This window comes from Xanthomonas sp. 4461 (assembly GCF_024806475.1).
Taxonomy (GTDB): domain Bacteria; phylum Pseudomonadota; class Gammaproteobacteria; order Xanthomonadales; family Xanthomonadaceae; genus Xanthomonas; species Xanthomonas arboricola_F.
The window spans coordinates 81,935-101,788 of the sequence record NZ_JANTYV010000003.1; the positions used below are offsets into that span (position 1 = coordinate 81,935).

Annotated in this window: 13 protein-coding genes; 1 reads left to right on the top strand and 12 read right to left on the bottom strand. The window is 67.7% G+C overall.

Annotation, left to right across the window (positions count from 1 at the left end; translation table 11 throughout):
• Window positions 1-140 precede the first annotated feature (140 nt).
• From FHY19_RS12775 to FHY19_RS12820, 10 genes are all read right to left on the bottom strand, one after another.
• Window positions 141-1,889, bottom strand: coding sequence for a diguanylate cyclase (locus FHY19_RS12775; RefSeq protein WP_259166937.1), 1,749 nt, complete (start codon window positions 1,887-1,889; stop codon window positions 141-143).
• Between the two features lie 138 nt (window positions 1,890-2,027).
• Window positions 2,028-3,206 (bottom strand): sugar diacid recognition domain-containing protein, encoded by a 1,179-nt coding sequence (locus tag FHY19_RS12780; protein WP_259166480.1) that lies wholly within the window; start codon window positions 3,204-3,206, stop codon window positions 2,028-2,030.
• 368 nt (window positions 3,207-3,574) lie between these two features.
• Entirely contained in the window at window positions 3,575-4,744 is a 1,170-nt protein-coding gene (locus FHY19_RS12785; RefSeq protein ID WP_259166482.1) for a glycerate kinase, read from the bottom strand.
• A gap of 23 nt (window positions 4,745-4,767) precedes the next feature.
• Complete coding sequence (locus FHY19_RS12790) at window positions 4,768-6,078, bottom strand: MFS transporter (RefSeq protein WP_259166483.1); 1,311 nt, start codon at window positions 6,076-6,078, stop codon at window positions 4,768-4,770.
• 469 nt (window positions 6,079-6,547) lie between these two features.
• Complete coding sequence (locus FHY19_RS12795; protein WP_259166484.1) at window positions 6,548-7,804, bottom strand: dipeptidase; 1,257 nt, start codon at window positions 7,802-7,804, stop codon at window positions 6,548-6,550.
• Between the two features lie 149 nt (window positions 7,805-7,953).
• Window positions 7,954-8,430 (bottom strand): hypothetical protein, encoded by a 477-nt coding sequence (locus tag FHY19_RS12800; RefSeq protein ID WP_126943771.1) that lies wholly within the window; start codon window positions 8,428-8,430, stop codon window positions 7,954-7,956.
• 82 nt (window positions 8,431-8,512) lie between these two features.
• A complete protein-coding gene (locus tag FHY19_RS12805; RefSeq protein ID WP_259166485.1) occupies window positions 8,513-10,645 on the bottom strand; it encodes a penicillin acylase family protein in 2,133 nt (710 codons plus the stop codon).
• Between the two features lie 11 nt (window positions 10,646-10,656).
• Entirely contained in the window at window positions 10,657-13,419 is a 2,763-nt protein-coding gene (locus tag FHY19_RS12810) for a TonB-dependent receptor (RefSeq protein ID WP_259166486.1), read from the bottom strand.
• Between the two features lie 171 nt (window positions 13,420-13,590).
• Complete coding sequence (locus FHY19_RS12815) at window positions 13,591-14,574, bottom strand: FecR domain-containing protein (RefSeq protein ID WP_259166487.1); 984 nt, start codon at window positions 14,572-14,574, stop codon at window positions 13,591-13,593.
• Window positions 14,575-14,576: 2 nt separating this feature from the next.
• Window positions 14,577-15,164: an RNA polymerase sigma factor gene (locus FHY19_RS12820; protein WP_259166488.1), complete on the bottom strand. Its 588-nt coding sequence runs from the start codon at window positions 15,162-15,164 to the stop codon at window positions 14,577-14,579.
• Window positions 15,165-15,740: 576 nt separating this feature from the next.
• Here FHY19_RS12820 and FHY19_RS12825 point away from each other — a divergent pair.
• Window positions 15,741-17,606 carry an Svx/AvrXca family virulence/avirulence protein gene (locus FHY19_RS12825; RefSeq protein WP_259166489.1) on the top strand — a complete coding sequence of 622 codons (1,866 nt, stop codon included), beginning with the start codon at window positions 15,741-15,743 and terminating at the stop codon, window positions 17,604-17,606.
• 338 nt (window positions 17,607-17,944) lie between these two features.
• Here the strand turns inward: FHY19_RS12825 and FHY19_RS12830 are convergent, their stop codons facing one another.
• Both FHY19_RS12830 and FHY19_RS12835 read right to left on the bottom strand, forming a co-directional pair.
• A complete protein-coding gene (locus tag FHY19_RS12830; protein ID WP_259166490.1) occupies window positions 17,945-18,265 on the bottom strand; it encodes a hypothetical protein in 321 nt (106 codons plus the stop codon).
• A 313-nt stretch (window positions 18,266-18,578) separates the two neighbouring features.
• The gene (locus FHY19_RS12835; protein WP_259166492.1) at window positions 18,579-19,745 is read right to left on the bottom strand and encodes a class I SAM-dependent rRNA methyltransferase; all 1,167 of its coding nucleotides are present in this window, start codon (window positions 19,743-19,745) and stop codon (window positions 18,579-18,581) included.
• Window positions 19,746-19,854: the final 109 nt, after the last annotated feature.

Genomic DNA, 19,854 nt, shown 5'->3' on the forward strand with positions numbered 1-19,854 from the left:
CGCAAGGCTTGCGCTATCGCTGCTCGCTGACACCGGTGCCGGGGCGCGCGCGGCGGCGGAGCCGGTCAGCGCACGCGGGCCAGGGAGTGCCCGGCCGACTCCAACACGAGGCCAAGGCCAGGGTCCTGCAAGGCCAGCCGCTATCGCTGCTGGCTGACACCGGTGCCGCGGCGCGCGCGTCGGCGCGCGTAGAGCGCATGGTCGGCGCGGTCGACCACCGCAGTCAGCGCTTCGCCTTCCTGGCGCAAGGCCGTGCCCAGCGTGAACTGGATCGGCGCGTTGTCGCCGGCGGCCAAATAGGTGCGCACCAGCTCTTGCAGCTGCTGCTCGCTGGCCTGGTGCAGCAGCACCAGGAATTCGTCGCCGCCCAGCCGCACCAGGTGGTCCTGGCGGCGCAGCGGATCGTTGAGAAACCAGGCCATCTGCACCAGCACTTCATCGCCGCGCTGATGGCCATAGGTGTCGTTGACCAGTTTGAACTTGTCCAGGTCCACCACCACGCAGCCCCAGCGCACGCTGGCATCGCGCCTGTCCAGATCGTCCAGCAGGCGGCGATTGGAGCAGTTGGTCAGCGGGTCGGTGAACGACCATTCCAGCAACTGTTTTTCCTGCTGATACTGGTTGGTGATGTCCTGGGCGTGGGCCAGGACCAGGGTGGCGTCGGCTTCCACGTCGAGCACGTTGTGGTACTTCCAGTGACGCAGGCTGCCATCGCCGGCCACCAGTTCGATCACGCCCGAATCCTGGCCGTCCAGCACCATGCGCGACAGGTAGCCGCGCAGGCCGCCATGTCGCTCCGGGCGGATCAGCTCGAACAGCGAGCGGCCTTCCATCTCTTCCACGCTGCGGCCCAGCGAGCGCGCCGCCGCCGGATTCACGCTGATCAGCCGGCCCTCCATGTCGTGGGTGCAGATCAGCCCCAGGCTGTACTGGAACATCTTGCGGAACTTGCGTTCGCTGGCCGCCAGCGCATCCACCGCACGGTGCCGGTCGGTGACGTCCTGGATGGCGCCGACCAGGCGCATGCGGCCATCCACATGTTCCACCGCGCCGGTGCTGTGCACCCACAGGTGGCGACCGGTGCTGCTGATCAACGGCAGCTCCAGATCCCAGGCAATGCCCTCATTGACGCAGGCATCCACCGCCTCGGTGATCACCGCGCGCGCTTCCAGCGGATAGAACGCGATGGCTTCGCCGAGGGTGGGCTGGTAGCCCGGCGGCAGGTCGTGCAGCCGGCAGGTTTCATTCGACCAGGTCAGCGTATTGGTGCCAACGTCCACTTCCCAGCCGCCCACGCCGGCCACCCGCCCGGTGCGTTCCAGGAACGCCTCGCTCTCACGCAGCCGCTGCTGCAGCCGGGCATTGGTGTCGGCGCGCTCGAGCATCTCGCGGCGCTGCTCCAGGCCTTCGGCGGCGACCTTGGCAAGCTGTTGCAAGGCCGCCAGCTGGGCCGGCTCCAGGTGACGCGGGCGCTGGTCGATCACGCACACCGTGCCCATGCGCAAGCCGTCGGACAGCACGATCGGGGCACCGGCGTAATAGCGGATGCCGGGCGCATCGGTGACCAAGGCGTTGTCGCAAAAGCGCGGGTCGGCCGGCGCATCGCGCACTTCCATCACCGCATCGCTCTGGATGGCGTAGGCGCAGAACGCCAGCTCGCGCGCGGTCTCGGACACGCCGGGCAAGCCGATATTGGCCTTCCACCATTGCCGATGCTCGTCCACCAGCGACACCAGCGCGATCGGCGTGCCTGCGATGGCCTGCGCGGCCGCCGCCAGCGCATCGAAGAACGGTTCGGAGTCGGTGTCGATCACCTGCAACAGCGCCAGCCGCGCCAGACGCTGCGCTTCGCGGGTGGTGGATGACGCAACGGTGTCGCGCTGATTCAACGGCAAGCTCGCTCGTGCCCGGTAATCCGCCCAGTCTATCGGACCGGGCATACCTGTTAGCGACGGCCGCGCGACGTTCCGTGCGCCATTGCACACAGCGGCGCCGGGGCGTGCCGGTGCCGGGTTGCCGGCGCGCCGTCAGGTGTGGGCATCGGCCTGCGGGGCGGCGCCGTCATCGCGCATCTGCAAGGCCAGATACAGGCGTACGCAGTCGTCGGTGTTGCGCAGGTCCACGCCACACAGTTCTGCGATGCGCTGCATGCGGTAATCCAGCGTATTGCGGTGGATGGCCAGTGTCTTGGCAGTGGATGCCATGCGCATGCCGGCACCGAACCAGACCGACAGGGTCTGCAACAGGTCGCCGCGACGATCCTGTGCCAGCAGCGCCTGCAGCGGCTTGCGCAGTTCCTCGGCCTGCCAGGCCTGGCGCAGGTCGTCCACCAGCACCGGCAGGCGATGGTCGTCGTAGAAGAACGCATCGGCCTGCGGCGCGCGCGCCTTGCCGATGCGCATGGTGGTGCGCGCGATCTGGTGCGACAGGGCCAGCCCGCCGGGCTGCGGGAAGTACTGCCCCAGCGCCAGGCGGATCCGCAGCGGGCTGCTGGCGCGCATGCGCTCGAGCAAGGTGTGCGCGCGGCGGCGTTGTTCGTCCACGTCCCAGTGGCCGCGGCGGTCCAGTGCGGGCTTGAGCACCACCAGTTCGTTGAGCGCGGTGGCGGCGATCAGGTTGCCGCGCTCGGGCGTGGACAGCAGCGTGTGCAGGCGCTGCAGTTCCACCAGCATGGCGTCCAGGTCGAGGGTGTCGCTTTCCACTTCGATGACCGCGGCCACGCGCGGCAGGTCCAGCGCGATGCCCAGCCGTTCGGCCCAGCCGGCCAGTGCCGGGGTGGGGCCGTCGGCGCGGATCAGGCCGAGCGTGACTTCCTCGCGCAGGCGCGCATCGCGGGCCAGCAGGCGCAGCAGGCCGGCCTGCTCCAGCATGGCTTCGGCGGCCATGCGCACCAGTTCGGCCTGTTGCCCGATCCGCTGCGGGTCGCCGGTGAGCCCGACGCAGCCGACGATGCGGCCATCGGCGATCAGCGGCAGGTTGACGCCGGGGCGCACTGCATCGAGTTGCTGCGCCAGCGCCGCATCGATCTCCACCCGGCCCTGCCTGGACAGCACCAGCAGCGCGCCCTCGTGCAGCTGACCGAGGCGCGCCGGCTCGCCGCTGGCGATGATGACGCCGGTGTGGTCCATCACATTGACGTTGCCGTCGAGGATGGTCATCGCGCGGTCGACGATGGACTGCGCCAGGGTGCGGTCGAGCGTGAGCATGGGCTGGGGTCTGTTGACGCGATCGAGGGAGTTCACGGTGCCATGGTCGGCGCATGCATGTTCGATACGTGTGTGACGGTGCAGGGTGCGGCGGCGGGTGCTTCGACCGCCGTTGCTGACAGCCTGCCGCGCGCGGTTCGATGCGGATGCGTCGGGCGAAGATGCGGCGCGCTGCGACGCCTGCTGCCGGCACGCTGCGCACCCGTCGTCGGTGAGCAGCCGGCTTCCCGGAATCGGTGGCAGTCAAACCGGCAACGCGCCGCGTCGCGCGGTCGCCCTGCGGGCGCCAGGCCTGCTCTGCGCGGCGATGTGCTGCAGCGGGACAGGTGGCACGAGGAGGGCCTGCGTCAGGAATCCATGCGCTGCCGTCAGCGGCCGTCTCCGGCTGCCGGCGCCGGCGCCAACGCCCTGCCCACCTGCAGCGCCGCCGCCACATTGCGTGCGGCGATGCGCACGTTGCCGGCGGCTTCGGCCAGCGCCTGCTCCACCGTGCAGGCGCGATGCACCACCGCGAACATCGCATCGATGCCATGCCCATGCAGCAGCGCGGCGCCGTTGCCCAGGCAACCGGCAATGGCGATCACCGGCTTGCCGTGCCGCTGCGCCACCCGCGCCACGCCCACCGGGGTCTTGCCGTGCAGGCTCTGGCTGTCCAGACGGCCTTCGCCAGTGATGACCAGATCGGCCTGGGCGATCAGCGCATCCAGCCCCAGCGCCTGCGCCACGATCTCCACCCCCGGGCGCAACTGCGCGCCCAGGTATGCCACCAGCGCCGCGCCCAGGCCGCCGGCCGCACCGCCGCCGGGCAGGTCGTGCAGCTGCACACCGAGGTCGCGCTGCAGGAGGTTGGCGTAGTGCTGCAGGTTGGTATCGAGCTGGCGCACCATGCTGGGGGTGGCGCCTTTCTGCGGGCCGAACACCGCCGAGGCGCCGGTCGGGCCGATCAGTGGGTTGTCCACATCGCAGGCCACTTCGAAGTGGCAGTCCTGCAGGCGCACGTCCAGGCCGTCGGTCTCGATCCGGGCCAGCGCCGCCAGCGCGCCGCCGCCGGGGCCGATCGCCTCGCCGCGCGCATCCAGCAACCGCACGCCCAGGGCCTGCGCCAGGCCGGCGCCGCCGTCGTTGGTGGCGCTGCCGCCGATGCCGATGATGAAGCGCCGCGCGCCGGCATCCAGCGCGGCCAGGATCAACTCGCCCACGCCCGCAGTACTGGTGCGCAGCGGCGCGCGCTCGGCCGGCGGCAGCAGCGCCAGACCGCTGGCGGCGGCCATTTCGATCACCGCGGTGCGGCCGTCGCCGGTCAGGCCGAAGAACGCCGGCACCGGGGTGCCGAGCGAGCCGCTGACCGTGCAGGCGATCACCCGCCCGCCGGTGGCCGCCACCAGGGCGTCGACCGTGCCCTCGCCGCCATCGGCGACCGGCACCTTGCTGTAGTGCCAATCGGGAAACACCTCGCGGAAGCCGGCCTCGATCTGGGTGGCCACCTCCAGCGCGGACAGGCTTTCCTTGTAGGAATCGGGGGCGATGACGATCTTCATGGGGACACTCGCCTGGATGGACATCACTGGTTCACCGCGCGTGCCGGCACCCGCAGCACCAGCGCCGCGCCCAGCAGCATGGCCCCGGCCAGCACGTACAGCGCCAGCTCGGTGCTGTGGGTGGCGTCCTTGATCCAGCCCACCAGGTACGGGCTGACGAAGCCGGCAACCTGGCCGGTGGAGTTGATCAGCGCCAGCCCGCCGGCCGCAGCCGCGGCGGTGAGAAAGCCGTTGGTCAGCGGCCAGAACAGCGGCAAGCCGCTGACCGCGCCCATCGTGGCCAGGGTCATGCCGAACAGGGCCAGGCCCAGGTTGTCGGTGACGCTGGCGGCGATGCACAGGCCGGCCGCGCCCATCAGCAACGGGATCACCAGATGCCAGCGGCGTTCGCCGCGGCGGTCGGCCGAACGGCCCATCAGCACCATGAATACCGCCGCGGCCAGATACGGGATGGCGCTCATCAGGCCGATCCGGGTCGGGTCGGTGACACCGCTGCCCTGGATGATCGAGGGCAGCCAGAAATTGATCGCATACACCCCGCTCTGGATGCAGAAGTACACCGTGCCCAGCATCCACACCGCCGGGTTGCGCAGCACCGCGCCCAGCGAGGTGGAGGCACCGGCCGGCTTGCCTGCTTCGTCGGCGGCCAGCGCGCGGGTCAGTGCCTGCTTCTCCTGCGGGTCCAGCCAGCTCGCCTGCTGCACGCCGTCGCTGAGCAGGAACCACACCCCGATGCCCAGCAGCACGGTGGGCAGACCCTGCAGCAGGAACATCCATTGCCAGCCGGCCAGACCGCCCTGCCCGGCCGAGAAGTGGCTGAGGATCCAGCCCGACAACGGCCCGCCCAGCACCCCGGAGATCGGGATGGCCGACATGAAGACGGTCATGACCCGGCCATGCTGCGCGCGCGGAAACCAGCGCGTCAGGTACAGCACGATGCCGGGGAAGAAGCCGGCCTCGGCCGCGCCGGTGAGCAGGCGCAGGGTGTAGAAACCGGCGGGGGTGCGCACGAACATCAGGCAGGTGGAGAGCAGGCCCCAGCTGACCATCATGATCGCCACCCAGCGGCGCGCACCGATGCGCTGCAGGATAAGGTTGCTCGGCACCCCGCAGGCCAGGTAGCCGATGAAGAAGATGCCCGCGCCCAATCCATACACCGTCTCGCTCATGCCCAGATCGCCCAGCATCTGCAGCTTGGCGAAGCCGACATTGACCCGGTCCAGGTAGTTGAACAGGTAGCAGACGAACAGGAACGGGATCAGCCGCCACAGGATCCTGCGGTAGGTCGGGCCCAGGCCGTCGGAGGGCGGCAGGGGCCGGGAGGCTTGGGTCATCGCACGCTCCAGCAGTCGGTGGGCCCACCGGCGCGCAGTGCCCTGGCACCGGCACCACACAGGGGTCGGCGCATTCTAGTTGGAGGTTTTTCCCGGAAGCATCGTCAGACTGCTGCCAATCTGCGGGCAGGCAAATGCCGGTTTTTGTGCAAATGCCCAAATCAGCCACAACCGCTCCCGGCGTTTGCCGGGCTCGGAACGCAATAGTAACCATGCTGTTGGTGCAAGGCTGGCGACCCCGATGCTGCGACGGCGCCCCGCCCCCAACCACCTGGCTGACAACTAGCGCCGGCGCACTCCGCGCGCGCCCCAATCAGCCCATCCGGCGAAGAAGCCCGCAGCAGCACCCCAGCCCTGCACTCACAACCAAACCGGCGCCCCACCGCCAAGCCCGACACAGCACCCAGCCCCGCACGACAGACCGCCTCGGCTTTGCGAATCCCGAATCCCCAATCCCAACTCCCGCGCTCTACCGATTCCCCACTCCCGATTCCCGATTCCCCACCGCATACGCCTGCGCCTGCCCCATCACCCGCAGCAGGTTGCCGCCCCAGATGCCGGCGATCTGCTGCTCGGTGTAGCCCTTGCGCAGCAGCCAGGCGGTGATGCGCGGCAGGTCGGAGACGTCTTCCAGGCCGACCACGCCACCGCCGCCGTCCCAGTCCATGCCGATGCCCACGTGTTCGGGCCCGACCACCTTGAGCACATGCTCCAGATGGGCGAAGAAATCCTCCTCGGTGGCGCGCTTGATCGGGTAGCGCGCATCCAGGTCCTTGAGCGCGGCGCTCAGGGCGGTGCCGTCGGCGATCTTGATGTGCTCCCAGCCGCCGTATTGCTCGGTGAGCGCCTTCTCGGCGGCCTTGCGCTCGGGGCTGGCGCCGCTGTCGACCAGGTAGCCGCCGTAGGAATTCACCTGGATCACCCCGCCGTGTGCGGCCAGCACCTTCAGCCGCGCGTCGTCGATATTGCGCGGATGGTCGAACACCGCACGCGCGCCGCTGTGCGAGAGCACGATCGGCACCGGCGACAGCGCGATCAACTGGTCGAACACCGCATCGGAGGCATGCGATTGATCGATCACGATGCCCAGCGCCTGCGCCTGTTGCACCAGTTGCTTGCCGGCCGGGCTCAGGCCCTTCCATTCCGGCCCCTTGGGATCGGTGGCCGAGTCGGCGAACTCGTTGTTGAGAAAATGCACGGTGCTCATCAGCCGCAGCCCCTGCGCGTAATAGAACCGAAGCAACGTGGGGTCAGCCACCAGCGGGCTGGCGTTTTCCATGCTGATGTACACCACGCGCTTGCCATCGGCCTTGATGCGCGCCGCATCGGCAGGCGTGGTGGCGAAGGCGAAGCGCTGCGGTTGCGCGGCCAGCAGCGTGTGGATCTTCAACAACCGTTGCAGGCCGGCATCGCGATCGTCCAGGTGCGCGGCCGCACTGCGATTGCCCTGCCCGGTGTAGACCGCCCAGAAGCCACCATCGAGCGCGCCTTCGACCATGCGCGGGTAATCCACCTGCGACAGCCGGTTGCCGGCATGCGCCTGCAGGACGTCGAAATCGGGGCGCTCCAGATTGGCCGGCGTGTCCAGATGCGAATCCAGCGTGACCAGGCGCTGTTGCAGCGCGGTGGCGCGCGCCAGCTCGGCCTTGGAAAACTCCAGCGCGTGGCCGGGTGCGGCCACGGCCAGACTCAGCGCGATGGCGGTGCACAGGCGATACAGGGTCATGGCAGCTCGCAGAAGGTGGGGGTGTATCGATCATAGCCGCGCAGGGATCGGCCGATCCCTGCGCAGAACGCAGAACGTGAGTGCACGGGGCGCGGGCTGACGCGATGCGCAGTCGCAAACATCACCTCTTGCGACCACGCACCAACGCGTCACTTGCGCTCGAAGAACTCGTGATACGCCTTGGATTTGCCTTCCGGCGACTTGCCCACGCCATTGCGGATCAGCGTCTTGCCGTCGGCAGAAAAGGTCCAGAACTCGCCGACGATCACGTCGTCGTCCTTCATCTTGAGGATCTGGTAGGTATCGGCGCCGGTCTTGCTCACCGCGATCTGGTTGAAGCGCGCCTGCTCGTTGAGCGGGCTGGGTTTGCCATCCAGCGTGGTGACGTAATCGACCTTGTACGGCGTGTCCGGGCGGGTGGTGTTGATGGAGTGGTATTCGATGCGGTTGTCGGAGAACTGCACGTTGATGGTCAGCCGCATGCCCTTGGGAAACTTGCCGTCGCTCCAGTTGGATTTGGATTCCACCAGGGTCCAGGCGCCGTCGTGCGGATCGGCCGCCGATGCGGCGAACGTGGCAGTCAACGCCGAGACGGCGAACAAGGCGGCGGTCAGAAAGGTGCGCATGGGCGGTGTCCTTGGATGCTGGGATGGTGGGCGGTGCGGTCGGGTAGCTGCTTGGAGTTGGGCGATCGTCGGGAGTTGGGCATCAGAAGTCGGTGCGCGATTCCAGGTGCTGTTCGACCTGCTCGCGCGTGGTCCACAAGGTGCGGAACTCGCCCCTGGACAGCAGTGGCAGCTGGTCGCTGATGTGCGCCGAACCAGGCTGGCTGGCATTGCCGTAGCTCATCAGCCCCTTGGCCTTGAGCGGCGTGGAAAACTCCACCAGCGAGACCCAGGTTTCGCCGTGCTGCGGCAGGCGTTGGCCATCGGCGTTGGGCGGGTTCCAGGTGATGACGTCGAACGCGCCGAGATTGCCGAAGCCGCCGCGGCCAGGCACATCGACAGCGCCCAGATGGAAACGCGACACCTCGCCGTACGGCCGATCAATCGCGCCATAGGTCTTCTTGGTGCTGGCGACGGCCTGCTTGAGCTGACGCAACGCCAGCGCCGGATCCTTCAGGCCGCTGGGTGTGGTCAATGGCGCCTCCAGTGACCACGGCGTGGCATAACCGGCCTGCGAGAGGTAGCGCGCATCGCCGGTGAACAGGCGCGCCCATTCCTCGAACAACAACGCGCCACGGCTGTCGGCTTCGAAGTGGCGGTCCCAGGCCTTGAGCACCTTGATCGCGGCGAGAATGTCCGGATCGGTGCTGTCTGCGGCGGCAGCGTACAACTGCGGCAATGTACGATCGGCCGCCAGCGCCTGCGCGGTGCGCTTGAGCGCGACCAGCTGATCGAAGTCGATCTTGTCGTGTTCGGCCAGCATCTTCACCGAGTTCTGCGCCCGTAGCGACATCGGCCCGGTGGGTGCGACATAGGCCGGAAATGCGCTCGGTTCCAGCACGCGCGGCCAGCTCGCCAACCACGGCGGGTCGTTGGTGTTCTGCACGAAACCGCCGGCCGGGTTGATCACCTTGGGCAGCTCGTCGTAGCCGTGTACCTCGCTCCACAACGTGGACGCGGTATCGCCCGGCACCAGCCCGCTCCAGTACTTCAAATCGCCTTTCGCGTGTTTGGGCAGGATGCCGTTGTCTAGGAACAGCACATTGCCGGCGTTGTCGGCATAGACGATGTTGAACATCGGCACCTGCAGCTGCTTGAGCGCGCGCTGGAACTGCGCAAAGTCCTGCGCCTTGCCCATGTCCCAGTACTGCTTGAGCATGTCGGGGCGATCCAGGCCGGCCACACGCAGCGCCACGGTGCTGCCGTCGTAACGCTCGAACACCGGGCCCTGCATCGCATGCCGCACTTGCAGCGTTTCTTCCTTCAGCGAGCCATCGGCCTGACGAACCTTCAGCGCTTTGGTTTCACGCTTGAACGGCAGCACCTTGCCGTCCAGCAGATACCCCTCGCCCGACAGCGTGAGTTTGTAGGTGGTCTGGCCCAGCAGCGTGTTCACCGTATTGGTGAAACCCAGCTGCTTGTTGAAACCGAAACGCAGGATCGGCAGGCCGACCTGGGTGGCGCCGTACAGATCCACACCCGGCCCGTTGAGATGTGCTTCGTAGTAGGTGAAAAAGCCACTGCCCCAGGGCAGATGCGGGTTGGCCAGCAGCATGGCGTGGCCATCGCGGGTTTTCTTTGGCATCAGCGCCCAGGCGTTGGAGCCATCGCGCGCCTGGCCATCCTTGGGCGGCTCGCCCAGCACCTTGGCCGGCGAGGCGATGTAGACGTAATTCATCAGCCGGTGCGCATGCGCCACCACGTCCACGCCGGTGATCGGCAGCACCACCTTGACCTCTGCATCCAGCGCCTCGGGATGTGCGGCCGCGTAGTCGTTGATGCCTTGCGCGAAGGCGTCCAGGTCGGCACGGAAGCCCGGGGCCTGCTGTCGGTACCACTGCTGCGCGCGTGGGTAGACATCGTTGCTGGCCAGCCAGCGATCCTGTTCGGCGTACTTTTCGCCCCAGTATTCGGCCGCGCGGCCGCGCGCTTCGCCGTAGAGATGCAGCAGCAGATTGCCGTGGCTGTGGGTCTGTGCCCAACCGAAGCCGTAGAAGGTGCCGGCTTCGGTCCTGGCATAAACATGCGGCACGCCGTAGCGGTCCCACAGGATCTCGCCGGTGTCCTTGCCGGCGCCGGCAAGCGCCGCCAGCGGGGCGCAGAGCAATGCGATCAACAGCCCTGCGCAGATGGAAGCGCTGCGCGCAGGCGCCCGCATCGAAGAAAGTCGCGGCACTGGATCACTCCTCAAAAGGTGTAGGTCAACTTGGTGTAATAGGACCCGCCGGTGAAGCCGTACGGCACGCTGGTCACATAGAAACCGCTGCCGGTGCTGGCGACCGCGCCGATGTTGTTCGGGTATTGGTTGAACAGGTTGTTGGCGCCGAGCGTCCAGGTGATGCGCCCGGACAGTGCGTAGGACGCTTCCAGATCGGTGATCCATTTGGCCGGCACGTGCTCGTCGTTGGCCGGGTTGTTTTCCAGCACGTCGAAACTGCCGAAGCGGTTGACGCGCACGTTGAGGGCGAAGTCGCCGATCACCCAATTGCCGCCCAGCAGCAGCTTGCTGCGCGGGGTGCGCGACAGATAGCCACGCGAGGCGCGGTCGAACAGTTCGTAGCCGGCGCCCAGCGAGTCCAGTGCGGCCGGGTTGTCGGCGATGCGGGTGATCTCGGTTTTGTTGTAGTTGTAGCCCAGGTTCCAGTTGACCCGGCCCCAGTCGCCGGCCTCCATGCGCCAGGTCGCCACCACGTCCACGCCTTCGGTGCGGGTGTCGATGGCGTTGGTGAAGTACTGCGCGCTGTCGACCCCGGACACGCCGGCGCGGGTAAGCAGGTCGGTGATCGCCGCACCGGTGATGTAGCCGGTCATGCCGATGCGGTCGTCCAGATCGATGCGGTAGGCATCCACGGTGAGGCTGAGCGCGCGGGTGGGGTTGTAGGTGAAGCCGATGCTGGTGTTGGTGGATTCTTCCGGCTTCAGCGGTTCGGCCCCCAGTGCCAGCGCGGCGGGAGAATCCACCGGCAGCGTCTTGGCCAGGAACAGTTCGCGGTCGCCGTTGTCCAGCGTGCGCCAGCTGCTGTTGGTGGCCGCGTACAGGGCCTGCGCCAGGGCCGGCGCGCGGAAGCCGGTGCTGGCCGCGCCACGCAGCGCGAAGGTCGGGGTGATGGCCCAGCGCGCGGTGAACTTGCCCACCGCGGTGTCGCCAGCCGAATCGTCGAAGCGCTCGTAGCGGCCGGCCAGGCCCAGCGATACGCTGTCGGCCACGTCCCAGGTCAGGTCGACATAGGCCGCGCCGCTGTTGCGATCCAGGCTGCCGGCTTCGTCGGGCTGGAAGGTGATCGCGCCCTGCGCGCCGGGCGGCGGCGCCTGCCCGGCGCGCGGATGCCCGGCCGGAAACACGTAGCTGCCGGCCGCATAGGCCGCCTGCTCGCCGGCCTGGATCTCGTATTTCTCGTAGCGATGCTGCACGCCCAGCGACACCTGCAGCGGGCGCTCGGCCAGCTGCAGGCCGCGGGTGATGTCCAGGCTGGTGGTCCAGTCGGTGGAGGTCAGCTGGCCGAGATAGAACTCGGTGGGGCTGGTCGGCCCCAGGCTGGCGTTGAGCGTGTGCAGGCCGTCGCGTTCGGAGGCGTTGCTGCCGTAGCTGGTGGTCAGGTCCCAATCCCACTGGCCCCACAGGCCCTTGATGCCGGCGGTGAACTCGTAATCGGTCTCGTCGATGCGCAGGCGCGGGCTGTACCCGTCCGGATAGATCTCCTGCAGGGTGTTGTTGGCGTTGGGATTGCGGAACGACCATTCCAGGTCGCTCAGGCGGCGGCTGTAAGTGGCATAGGAGTACCCGCGCAGGTCGCCGCCCAGGCCCAGTTCGGCGTTGTAGGACAGGTTGGCGCCCTTCTGCCAGGGCTGGCCGAAGTTGCGCGTGATCAGCCGGTTGGCGGTGGCCTCGCGCGGGTCCGGCTGGCCGTTGACCGGGTAGTACAGCCGGTAGTCGTCGGCCACCGGCACCGCGCGGTTGGAGGTCTGTTGATAGCGGGCGTCGGCGGCCAGATAGACGAAGCCGTCGCTGCCCAGTGCCAGGCCCTTGCCGATGCTGGCGCTGCTGCTGTCGCCATCGGCGCGGTCGATGTTCTGGCCCCACAGGATGTCGGCCTTGCCGCCCTCGGCATCGGACTTGAGCAGGATGTTGATGACGCCGGCGATCGCGTCCGAACCGTATTGCGCGGCGGCGCCATCGCGCAGCACCTCGATGTGATCCACCGCCGAGACCGGGATCAGGCTCATGTCCACCGGCACCGAACCGCGGCCGACGATGCCGGCGATGTTGATGCTGGCGGTGCGATGGCGGCGCTTGCCGTTGACCAGCACCAGGGTGTGATCCGGGTTGAGCCCGCGCAGCCCGCCGGTGGCGATCACATACGAGGTGCCGTTGCCGGATTTGGCCGGTGCATTGAACGAGGGCACCAGATCGTTGAGCGCCGACAGCAGGCCCGGGCGGCCGGTCTTTTCCAGTTCCGCCGCGCCGATCACATCGATCGGGGTGGGACTTTCGGTGACGGTGCGCTGCACGCCGCGTGCGCCGGTGACCACCACTGCATCCAGGTTGCCGACTGCGGCGTCTGCGGGCGGTGCGGCGGCTGGCTGCGTGGTTGCGGATGCATCCACCTGTGCGTAGCCCACACCGGGATGCCCGTGCAACCCGGCCGTCAGCGGCTGCGCCGAGGCCAGGGTGATGCGTTCGCCATCGTCTTCGACCACGCTCAAGCCGGTGCCGGCCAGCAACTGCCGCAATGCCACGCGCGATTCCAGCGTGCCCTGCACCGCCGGGGTGCGTACCTGCTGCAGGTATTCGCCCGGTGCCACGATCTGGACGCCGGCCTGCCGCGCGAATTCGGGCAATGCCGCCACCGCATTGCCCTCCGGTAGCGAGAACGTGCGCCCCTGCGGTGACGCTGCCACCGCATGTCCCGCTGCCATCATTGCGGTTGCCGCCGCGATTGCCTTGCTCAAACGCCTGGTTGCTGCATGCATCACTGGTCTCCGCTGGCGCGCGTGCGCCGCTGTCTGGTCGTCGTCACCGTTGTTGTCTTGCTCGCATGTGGTTGGATGCGCAGCCGCCGCGTTTCCGCCATCGACATCGACATCGCAGCTGCCGGCGGCCTGGCTGCAGATCGATGGGCATCACTGCGCGATTGCCCCGCGCAGATGGATGCCGCCACGGGTGTGTTCGATCTGCAGGCCCATGCTCAGTGCGACGGCGCGTGCGAAGCCTTCCGGATCGTTGGCCGAGTACAGGCCGACCACGGTGCGTCGCGCTACGGCGGGGTCGTCGATCAGGATGCGCATGTCGTTGTAGCGGGCAAATTCGGCGGCCGCCTGCGCCAGCGTGTCGCCATCGAAGGCGATCATGCCGTCGCGCCAGACCAGCAACTGCTGCACGCGTTGCGCATCCAGCGGCTGCAGCTGCACTGCCCGCGTCGGGCTGACCATGGCCAGCATGTTGGCTGCCACCCGTTGCGGTGCGCGCTGGTCGGCATCCACTTCAACGGTGCCTTCGCGCACCACGACCTTGACTGCATCGTCCTGGCGGCGGCGCACGCTGAAGCTGGTGCCCACCGCGCGCACTTGCGAGCCTGCCGCCATCACCACGAATGGGCGGTGGCGATCCTTGGCCACATCGAACAAGGCCTCGCCACGCAGCAACTGGATCTGGCGCCGGTTGGCGCTGAACTCCACCACCACTTCCGAGCCGGAGTTCAGCGTCACTGCCGAGCCGTCTGCCAACGGCAGCCGCAGCACCTCGCCGATGCGGGTGAGGTGATGGCCGCTGCCGGGCGCTTCACTGCCGGGCGCGCCATGTCCGGGAACGGACTGCTGCAATGCCAGTATGCCGGTGGCCGCAGCGACCACGCTGGCAGCGAGTGCAGCCAGCCAGGTGCCGCGTCGATGCGTGCGGCGTGCTTGCGCCGCTTCGGCGGTAAAGCCCTGCCCCAACGCACGCGCGCGATCGAAGTGCAGGTGCACTGCATGCGCACGCGCATAGGCGCCGCGATGGCGCACATCGGCGGCCAGCCAGCGGTCGCGCTGTGTGCGCTCGGCCTGGGTCAGGCGGTCGCCGTCCTCGCGTCCCACCCAGGCAGCGGCGATGTCATCGATTTCGCTCATGCCTAGTGCCCGTGCTGCTCTTCGACGCGCTGCGACGCCACAGTGCCGGCAGTGGCGGCCGGTGCGGGGGCGGCACTGCGGCCCATCCGGGCCATCAGCAAACGCAGTCCCTTGACGATGTGTTTTTCCACGGTGTTCTCGCTGATTCCGAGCCGCGCGGCGATCTCGCGCTGCGACAGGCCGTCGACCTTGCGCAGCACAAATACCTGGCGACATTTGTCCGGCAGTGCCGCCAGCGCTTCACCGATGCGGCGCAGCTCCTGACCGGCAATGGCGTGGCGCTCGGGTGAGCGCTCGTCCTGTGTGATGTCCAGGCGCTCGATTTCCGCCACGCTTTCGATCGAAACAATCCTGGCGCGGCGCACCTGCTGCAACAGCACCGACTGCGCAGCGGTGAACAGATAGGCGCGCGGATTGGCGATATGACCCACCTCGCCCAGCCCGGCCAGGATGGCGTAAGTCTCCTGGATGACGTCGTCGCAATCGACGTTGCCGGGGGCGTGCTTGCGCAGCCAGCGCCGCAGCGCCGGCTCGTGCGGCAGGATCTGCGTCGCCAGCCAGGCGGCGCGCTGTGAGTCGATGGCCGGCATCTAGGCCATGGCCTGTGCGGTGTCGGCACGCTGCGGTGAGGACGTCATTGCATTCTCCGAGTGTCGAGCCAATCCCCTGCTCCCTTGTCAACGATGGACCAGGGGCACCGATCCGCCATTGCGTATGACGGGTGGGGTGACGTTGCGGCACTACCCGCCGCATCAATCGCGGTAGGTACGGGATTCGAGCCCTGGGTGCTGGGAGCAGGCGGGCCTGGCGCACTGACTGCGCGATCGCGCCAGATGCGAGCGCACGTCAGCGTTGCGTGCGCGGCCGATCGTCGCGATCGCTCAACGTATCCACAGATGCGCATGCGGCAGACGTGCGTCACGTATCGCCATCGCGTCGCTGCCGTACCGGAGCGCACAACTCCGACCCGCGCCACAGCACGAGCGATGCACGCGTTGCAGTTCGGAAAAATACATCATTGAATCAATTGCGCGGTGCGCGCGGCTCCGCACACTTGCGCAGTCCCCGCTGCCGGCGGCATTCCCCAGCTCACTCAGACGCCACGCCCGACTGCTTGCGTGTGGCTGCGCGTGCGTCTTCCATTCCCTGTCTGCGAGAGCATTGTCATGTCCACCGCATCGTCCCCGCTGCCGCGTCGGCAGCTCACCCGCCGCCTGTTGGCCGCCACCATGATCGCCACCGGCCTGGGCGCGGCCTCCAGCGCCAGCGCGGCGTGCACGGCCGGCAGCTGGGTCGCGCGCGTCAATGAAGTCGGCATGCCGCCGGTGCGCTACGAAACGGCGCACTTCGCCTTCCGCTGGAATGGCAACGGCGTCTCCGATGCGGACGTGCGCGCCGCCGGCGAGCACCTGGAAATGGTCTGGGACACCTTCATTAATCGCCTGCAGTTTCCCGAGCCGTTCTGCAACGTGGCCACCAAGTACAAGGCCAACCTGCATCTGGACCCGAGCTTCGGCCTGAGTGGCGGTGCCACCGGCAGCGGCGGCATGGGCATGTGGATGGCGCCGGGCGGCCTGCGCGACCATTGGGGTCTGGCGCACGAACTCACCCATGCACTGCAGTACCAGGCCGGCGGTTTGCAGGAGTCCGAGTACACCGGCTGGATCTGGGAATCGCACGCCAACTGGATGACCCATCAGCTGCCGGAATTCCACAGCAGCGACGTGCATTGCTCCAGCATGCTGGTGAATTACCCGCATGTGTATCTGGGCTCCACGCGCGACCGTTATTGCAACTGGCAGTTCATGGAGTACCTGAAGAACCGCTACGGCTACGCCATCATCAACGACATGTGGAGCAAGGCGCCGCGCATCGACAACCCGGCGCGGCGCAGCGCCGATCCGTTCTCGGTGATCAAGGCCAACATGGGCTGGACGCAGTCGCAGATGAACGATGTATTCGGCGACTGGGCGATGCGTAACGTCAACTGGGATTACACCAATCCCGACGGTAGCGACCAGGGCGTGCTGTATCGGGCGCGCTACGGCAGCAATCTGTCGTTCGACCCGCAGCGCACCCAGGACTGGGACAACCGCGACCGCGCCTTGCGCATGACCGTGCTCGACCCGGTGGCCGGCCAGGCCAACCGCTATCGCGTGCCGTTCGAATGGGCGCCGCAGCGCTGGGGCTACAACCTGGTGCAGCTGATCCCCGCCAGCGGCGCCACCACGATCCAGGTCGCCTTCGAGGGACAGGTGCAGAGCGCACCTGCGGTCACCAGCCTGCCCGGCCTGCTCAACGACCCACCCAGCATTCCCAACCCGGACTCGGACTGGCGCTGGGGCGTGGTGGCCATCGACAGTACCGGCAAGGCGCGTTACAGCACGCTGCAGCGCGGCGCCAAGGCCAACGTCAGCGTGCCGCTGAAGAGCGGCGACCGCGCGGTGTATCTGATGGTGATGGGCGCCCCCAGCACCATGCAGCAGATCAAGTGGGACCAGTCCTACTACGCGATCTACCGCTACCCGTGGAGCGTGACGTTGACCAATGCCGCGCCGGCCGGCAGCCAGCCCAACGCGCCCACGCCCACCCCGGTGGGGCGTCGCCACGCCAACGGCGGCGGCTGGGTCGCCAACACCGCCAACGTCGCCTCCACCGCTTACGTGGGGCCACGCGCACGTGTGCTGGCCGGCAATGTGCTGGGCAATGCGCGCATCGATGGCCGCGCCACGGTGATGGGCGGCACGGTGCAGGGCAACGCGGTGCTCGGCGGGCTCACCGTGTGGCATCCGGGCGCCACCATCGGCGCCAATGCGCAGGCGCATACGGTGTTCATGGGGCCGGGCGCGTTCGGTGCCATCAACGTCGGCGGCACCGCGCAGTTGCGTGGCGATGTCGAAGAACAAGGCGCCTCGCCTGTGCAGGGGGTGTTCTACGGATTTATCGATCCGGCCACGATGACCAACCCGGAGTTCGGTGCTGACCTGCGCCAGGCGGTGCCGGAAATCACCGCGCAACCGGCCGGCTGGTGATCTGGCGCAGCTGCACACAGCAACTGCGCATCAGTCCGACAAGACACGACAGACAGGCCAGGGACAGCCATCGGTGGACGCGCGCAACGCGTACACCGATTGCGCGCGTCACTGGCAAGTGCGGGTCGCCTGGCCCGGCACGTCGGCTATGACTTGCCTGTTCCAGTCACGTCACCGCATCACCGCTGCCACCCGTTCGAATCGGCGTGCGGTCCTGCGCGATGGGTGGGGTTGCCTGCGATCGCCTGCAGGCGTGCGTCTGCTGCAGCGCCAAGGCCGCATGCGCACCAGCGATGCAGGTTGGCGCTGCCATGCATCGCTGCACGTTCGACGCAGGCTCAATCCTCGAGTTCGGCCAACCGCGTGCGCACGCTGTCCACATCGACGTGCTCGCGCAGATGCAGCCACTGCCGCGCCCACACCGAGCGCAGCACGATCCAGGCGCCGAAAACGCCCAGGCAGGTCGAGCCCAGCGCCAGCGTCAACGGGTGCAACGGCGAGCCGCTGCCGGTCTGGAACAAATACATGAAGGCCCCGGAAAACAGCAGCCATACGCCGAACACCGGCCAGTTGCTGGCCAGCAGGCTGGCATGGGGCCGCTCGATCTCGCGCAGCAAACGGCGCAGTGCCTTGCGTTCGTCTTCGTCGCTGGACCTCATCGGCTGCCGCTCCCTAGTGAATGTCTGCGTCGAATCTCGGCTGCAGCGCGCTGCGATACACCGGTGCCGTCGCGCACGGGTTACGCCTGTTGCACGATGGACCACAGTTGCATCGCGTCATCCGCGCTGCATGCACCATCACACGCCAGGCGATGCGGTGGCCACTTGCCAGTGCCCGCCCTGCACCGCTTGTCGGCAGCCGCCGCCGCCGCCGTGTGACGTCATCGTTTGGCGGCCACGTCTGCAATGCCATTGACCTGCACAAGCACGCAACGGGCGCTACGCATCGCCCGCTGCCTCACGGCCACCGCCATCACACCACGCGGCAGAACACCGCCTTGAGATAGCGCGATTCCTGCACATGCGCCATGAACGGATGGTCGGGGCCAGCGCCTGCCACCTTCAGGATCTGGATGGTGCGCCCGGAGAAGTACGAGGCGCGGCGCAACATGTCCAGGAACTCCTGCTCGGCCACCAGCCCGGTGCACGAGAAAGTGGCGAACAAGCCGCCAGGCTTGACCACGCCCAACGCCAATTTGTTCATGTCCAGATACTTCTTCAGTGCCGGAATCACCTGCTCGCGGTCGCGGGTCATCTTGGCCGGGTCCAGGATCACCACATCGAACTGCTCGCCGCGGTTGGACGCATCGCGCAGCCACGGGAAGATGTCGGCCTGCACGAACTTGGGCCGCACGTTGTTGAGCTTGGCGTTGCCCTTGGCGATGGCGATCACGTCCTCGTCGATGTCCACGCCCAGCACCTCGGACGCACCGCGCGCGGCCGCGTACACCGCAAAGCCGCCGGTGTTGCAGCACAGGTCCAGCACGCTCTTGCCTTCGACCTGCTCGCTCAGCCACTGGCGGTTTTCGCGCTGGTCGGCGAAGAAGCCGGTCTTGTGCGCACCGGCCGGGTCGGCGCGGAACTTGATGCCGTACTCGTTGATCACCGACGCTTCGGTGGTGGTATTGCCGTGGAAATCGAAGCTTTCCTGCTTCTGCACGTGTTCGTCGGCAAAGCTGTGGAAGCGGCAGCCCGGGAACTGCTCGCGCAGCGCGGCGTAGATCCATTCGCGGTGGCGGAACATGCCGGCGGCGAAGAACTCCACCACCACCAGATCGCCGTAGCGGTCCACCACCAGGCCGGACAGGCCGTCGCCTTCGCTGTGCACCACGCGCCAGGCATCGGACACCGCGTCGAGCTTGAGCCAGTCGCGGCGCAGGCTCACTGCCGCGGCGATCTTGCGCGAGAACCAGCCCGCATCCACCGGCACCGACTGGTCGGTCTCCAGGATGCGCACGGCGATGCGCGAGTGGCCGTTGTAGAAGCCGCGGCCAACCCACTCCCCATCCACGCCGACCACATCGACGATGGTGCCGGGTTTGGGCTTGGCGGCGGGCTTTTCCACCAGCTTCTGGAAGATCCACGGGTGGCTGGAGCGCCACGCATTCTTGAGTCGGACGACGGGGACAGGAGTATTCATTCACCTATTGTATCCGGCTGGATTGACGTGCCCGGCCCCTGCCCGCAGAATCGGCGGCAGAAGGGGAGTAGCTCCCAACGTTGTCGCCGTCATGACGAGTCCTGCCAGC